Origin of the sequence: Pseudarthrobacter sp. AG30, from assembly GCF_003116525.1 — a bacterium.
Taxonomy (GTDB): Bacteria; Actinomycetota; Actinomycetes; order Actinomycetales; family Micrococcaceae; genus Arthrobacter.
Map to the genome: position 1 here is coordinate 1 of NZ_QEHL01000029.1, position 4,774 is coordinate 4,774.

Here is a 4,774-nt window from a genome sequence, read left to right on the forward strand (position 1 = left end):
AGGGCTTGTTTGGTTTTGCTTTCCTTTTTCTTGGCCCCAATTAGCGCGGCGATGGCTGACTGCCGTTTTTCGCTCATATTCGGTTTGTGGTTCGGACGGGTGTCAGTGGCAGCATGCGGCGTTCTCCGGTGGTTTCAAGGCGTGGCGCTGCGGGAGGGATTTGGTGCAGGAGCGTGACGGCGTCATCAATGGCGGCCTTGTCCTCGGGGGTCAGCCTGGATTTTTCCTTCAGCAGCGCGGTGCGCATTCGTTTGTAGGAGTTGATCTCTTCTTTGAGTGACTGGTGGATCCATGGTTCGGCGATGTCACCGGCCGCGGCGAGGTCTGCGGTGAGGGCGACGATGTGGGCGTCGATCTGGGGTAGATGGGAGAGGTTGGCCCGGTAGTACTGGCATCCGCCGCATTTGTTGCGGACGGGGCAGGATTGTCCGGCTGCTTTGACGTTGCTGGGCTCGGTGCAGAGGCCCAGCGGGGTCGCTACGGATTCCCGGACATAGGCTGCATAGTCTTTGGGTCCGTGGAGCAGCCCGCGGCGGTCGATCGTGGTGCTGTTGACGATCTCGATGGCCTGGCGCTGTCGTTCCCTGGTGATTTTGATGTATCCGGTGGAGGTCGTGAAGCTCTTGTGGTTCATCAGCTCCTGAATGACATCCGGCGGCGTGCTGTTGTCGCTGAGCCGTTGGGCATAGGTATGGCGCCAGTTATAGAGGCCCATCCGGGACCTGGTGAGGAAGTCGGCTGGTTTCGCGGGGTCGTCCCGGACGTCGGGCAGCTTCCGGATCCGGTCGATCCAGCGCCAGTAGTTGGTGTGAAATCCAGTGGGTGTGATGTGGGTGCGTGACTGGGGGCCGTAGGGCCGTGGCGAGGGAAACAGGTAGCTGGCGGCGTCGGGGTGGATGCCCTCGACGGTGCCAAGCGCGTTCTGCCAGGTCTGGATGATGCGGGCGGTGGAGCGGTGGATGGGAAGTTCCAGCCCGTACTCGGCGGTTTTGTGGCTGTTGTAGATGATGTAGGGCTGGCCGTCGTCGGTTTCCCGGAGGGCGTCGCGGGGCAGGGAGTAGATTTCCGTGGGCCGCCGGCCGAGGTCCCGCAGCAACTGGTAGATGGTCTGCAGCATCAGGTTGTGAAGGGCCCTGGTTCGACCGACCGGATTGGCAAAAGCTTCGTCCACGGCGAGCAGTTCCAGGTTTGCATCGAGAATCCTGATGATGTGTTCCGGGATTGCCTTCCCGGGGTTCCTGGCGCGCGCCGCAGTTGGGAGGGAATCGGCCGTGATGAACATGAACTTAGGGCTGACCCGGGCCAGGCTTTCAAGGTCCCCGCCGTTGCGGAGGATCCGCTGGAAGAGCTTGAAGTAGTCATATTTCACTGAGTCCGTACGGGGTTCACCGTCGGTGTCGGTGAGGTGGCGGTAGGCGTCCACGACTGCGTTCGCGTCTGTTCGGGTCAGGAGCTCGGGCCGGGCTCCGTGGGGGCGGCGTGCCAGGGCGTCCGAGACGACTTGGATGGTGCGTATGACGTCGCGGATCTGGTCGGCGGCGAGGTCGAAGTGCCGGGAGTAGTCTTTGGCGGCCTCGCGTAACCAGTCGACGCTGATGGGGCGGAAATCGAGGGTGCCCTTGGAGCAGAGCGTGCGCGTTGTCCGGTCCTTGCGCAGGCCAATGACGGCGGCGTCCCAGACGTCTTCGGAGCGCATGTCCCGGCCGGAATGGCGGTATCTCCACCGGGCGGTGAGCAGGCCTGCGTGCCGGAGGAACCCGATGACGCTCTTGTCGGGCCGTGTCCTGCCCTGTTCGGTGTCCAGCAGCCGGTGGATGGAACGGGCACGGGTTTCCATGGCAGTGCGGACGATCCGGCGCATTGTCTCCGGCAGAATCCGGAACGCGTTGCGGTCCCGTTCCTGCAGGACGAGCAGCAGTTCGGTTCGAAGGATCGGTGGCAGATCAATGAAGGAGAACTCATGGCGGGAGCGAAAATTGAGGGGGCGTTCGACAACGGTGAAGGCGTCGAGGTCGACTCCGAGCTTGGTGAGTTTGCGGAACATGGCGTGGTGCCAGAGGCAGAGGCCGGTCGCGCGCTGGTTGGATTCTTCCCTGCAGCACATGGCTGCGCAGGGCTTGCCGCGCCGATACATGATGGTGTCGGCAGCGGCGAAGTCCTCAATGCTCAGCCGGGGCTGTCCGTTGTCGGAGCTGTGGTGCCAGCGCGAGTAATGAAGGTTGCAGAGTCCCCTGACCATGCCCATGGCCTGGCAGCTCCGCCCGGCCGAGCCGACCATGCAGCGCGGAGCGTCCGACTCCGGAGCCCGGCGCCGGACCGGGGCCGGCTCGTCGCCAGGTTCTCCGATGATGCAGGAACGACAGAGACGGCCAGTGATGGCCGCGACGCGGGGGCAACCGGGTGTCGGGCAGGGGTAGACCCCCGTCAAAGGATTCTCCGGGTCTGCAGCGAACAGCCACAGCCTGGCGTCCCATTCCCCGGGCCGCCACCGGGGTTCGAGCATTGTCTCCAGAAAGCCCAGATAGGACTCAGCCTCAGGGACCGGCGATTCCCGGCGTAGGAACTCCGCGGAGGCTGTCACGGCCGATTCTCCTTGCCGAGCAGGGTCTCTTCAATCGCGCTGCGAAGCTCTTCCTGCGCGGGGTGCAGGTAGATGGACGTGGATGCCAGGGACCTGTGACCCAGCAACGCCATGATGACATCCGGGTCGACTTTGGCCCGCGCCCAGCCCGTGGCTGCGGTATGCCGGAATTGATGAGCTCTGACTGGCAATCCCGTGCTCTTCCCAACGGTCACGAGCATGCGGTGTAGCCCCGGGTATCCCAGAGCGGCCGGGTTCTTGGCCGTCATGGACAGGAACAAGGCGTCCGGCTGATTGCCTCCCAGGGATGCGTATCTTTGGGTCATGTAGGCGGCGTGAACTTCGCAAACATCGGCAGGCACGGGGACGTTCCGCTCATACGGTGACTTGGCCCAGGCCCCGTTCGGGTTGCTGCGCCTTTCAATATGGACGTGGGGCCCGGGAATCGTGCAGCCCAGGTGGCCGGAGTCAGGCAGCATGTGCATGTCCTCCAGCCGCAGGCCTAATACTTCGCCGGCCCGCAGCCCGCAACGCAGCATCAGCAACACCAGGAGCCTGTCCCGCGGCCTCTCGACCACCTCCAGGACGCGGCCGACCTGTGACGGGGTCAGGACCACGGGCCGCCGTTTGATCTCCCGGGCCTTCACCAGCCTGGCCGGCGCCGTCTTCCACTGCCCCTCAGGACCAAGGGAAGCAACGGCGTGGCGGCGGCCCTCCACCGTCGCCCGCAGCTGGTCGGTGGCCAAGCCGTGGACCACGGCAAAGCGCAAGAACACCATCACGGCCGTCACATGAGCATTGACCGTCTTCCCCGACAACCCGTCCCCACTCTTATCACGCAACCCTTCAAGACTGGCCTTGTAGGCGGCGAGCTGGTGGAAGCGAAGCCCTTCCCACGGAGTCCCCCTTTCAGCGCACCAAGAGAGAAACCTCGCCAGCCTCAGCTGATATGCCTTTTGGGTATTGATAGCACGGCCCGAGTGCGCCAACCACAACGCGTAACCCCGGCATTCCTCGCTCAGGACGAACCGGTCATCCACCACAGCCCAAACGATCTCGTCCTTCTCGACCGTCACTTCCACCGCTTGAAAAATCCGCACAATCGGAAGCTATCGAGGACGAATCAAGGCAAACAACAGTCAACATCCAACTAGAGGATTAACTGTCACCAAACAGTCAGGATGCAAAGAGTGGAACGCCGTGCGAATGGTGGGTCGGGCGACGGTGGGGCCATCCTTATTCACCCGAGCGGGACCGGTACTGGCTTGAACCGCACCGGCCCGCCGCATTCGGGACCGTCAGGGTACACCCCGGTCGGCTCTGTTTCTATCGGCAGCACGCGCGCAACACGGACACCTGAAGAGCCCGCCGCGTCCACAAGGACAGAGGTGACGCTGACGCCCGGTATCAGGTAAGGCGCAGACTGGGGCACCAGCCACCTGCCGTCAGGGTCCCTGGTTACCGAGGCCGGAGTGCAATCCTCACCGAAACATGCCGCAACTGACGTTGGCTCGTGTGCAAACACCAACTCCACGTCGCCCGTGTAGGCGTACCCGACCGCGGGGCAGATGGTGCTGACACCCCCCGGACAAATACAACCAGGGCCAAGACAACGGACAGGACCCCAAACACGATCAGAAGTAGCCCCCGGAGCTTCATTCCGTGAGCCTAACCCGGATGCTCGGATGAACCAGAATCCCCAAAGTTTCTGACGCACGCTACCGAGTCGGGCTGCAATAAGTGGTGGCTCATTGCGTCGAGATGACCCATGACAGCCCAGGCGCAGAATGCACGTTAAGGGATCCCTTGTCGGGCACCCGCGTCGGCGATAAGCTCCTCAGTCAAAACACTAAATCCATTCGATAGCAATACTGGTTTCCAGGGTTATCGTGAATAGGTGCCTCGTATCCTGCGCTTGCCTTTGCTGCCGCTTCTACTCGTGGCGACGTCTTCTCTTACCGCCTGCTACACGCCGTCGTGTTCGGCATCGCTTGAACCGAACATCCTCACGCTTGATTTCTCGGCGGTAGGACGGCACGCTGACGACTTGGAATTCGAGGTTGACTGTCCAGGTAAGACTGAGTGCGGGACTGCCCCGGCTTTTGTTGACTTGGGGTCTTAGGCCGCTGTGAGCGCGGTCCGGTTGATTGTTTCATATTCGATGGGCGTGAGTTTGCCCAGCCGTCTTTGCCT

2 protein-coding genes are annotated in these 4,774 nt (G+C 62.7%); both read right to left on the bottom strand.

Translation table 11 applies throughout. The annotated features are described in order from the left end of the window. Positions 1-73: 73 nt before the first annotated feature. Complete coding sequence (locus tag DC347_RS19515; RefSeq protein WP_109864152.1) at positions 74-2,581, bottom strand: tyrosine-type recombinase/integrase; 2,508 nt, start codon at positions 2,579-2,581, stop codon at positions 74-76. Further along, on the bottom strand, positions 2,578-3,681 hold the full coding sequence (locus DC347_RS19520) for a tyrosine-type recombinase/integrase (RefSeq protein WP_109864153.1): 1,104 nt from the start codon (positions 3,679-3,681) through the stop codon (positions 2,578-2,580). Before DC347_RS19520 ends, DC347_RS19515 begins: the two co-directional genes overlap by 4 nt. Positions 3,682-4,774: the final 1,093 nt, after the last annotated feature.